The following is a 643-nucleotide window of genomic DNA, read 5'->3' on the forward strand; positions in this document are numbered from 1 at the left end:
GCAGGGTGTCGCGCCGGGTCAAGAGCTTTCCTATTGCGCCGCGCGTGTCACTTAAGCCCGATGAAAAAGCGCAGCGCTGGCTGCTCAATATCTCGGCCAGCGACCGCCTGGGCCTGCTTTACAGCGTGGCCCGGGTGCTGGCGCGCCACCAGATCGAGGTGCAATTGGCCAAGGTAGCTACGCTGGGCGAGCGCGTGGAAGATACCTTTCTGATCCACGGCCCGCAGCTGCAGCACAACCGTGCCCAGATCGAGATCGAAACCGAACTGCTGGACGCCCTCAAAGCCTAGGCACATCGGGCGCGCCGTACACACAGGTGCGCATGCGCCCGCTGTGCTTGGCCGCATACAGCGCCTTGTCTGCCTGGGCAAATAGCTCGGCACCACTACCCTGAACGGTGGTCCAGGTGGACACGCCAATGCTCACGGTCAACGTGGCGGCGGTGGGAGAACGCACATGCTCCAGGTTCAGCGCCTCCAGCGCCTTCATGATCTTGTCCGCCAACGCACGGGCTCCGACTGCATCGGTGTCGGGCAGCAGCATGGCAAACTCCTCACCACCCAGGCGTGCAGGCAGGTCCTGCTGGCGGCCGCAGGTTTGCAGCAGACGGCCCAGATGCTGTAACACCACATCACCCTTGGGA

General features: G+C 63.8%; 1 protein-coding gene and 1 pseudogene. One reads left to right on the top strand and one right to left on the bottom strand.

Going from position 1 to position 643, the window contains the following annotated elements; translation table 11 throughout:
* A pseudogene (locus AC1D1Y_RS26015) lies at positions 1–290 on the top strand ([protein-PII] uridylyltransferase); the annotation flags it as partial.
* Here the strand turns inward: AC1D1Y_RS26015 and AC1D1Y_RS26020 are convergent.
* A partial coding sequence (locus tag AC1D1Y_RS26020) for a GGDEF domain-containing protein (RefSeq protein ID WP_477684896.1) occupies positions 280–643 on the bottom strand: 364 nt, incomplete at its 5' end. The pseudogene AC1D1Y_RS26015 and the gene AC1D1Y_RS26020 sit on opposite strands and share 11 nt — an antisense overlap.

The organism is Polaromonas sp. P1_G1 (genome assembly GCF_056405595.1).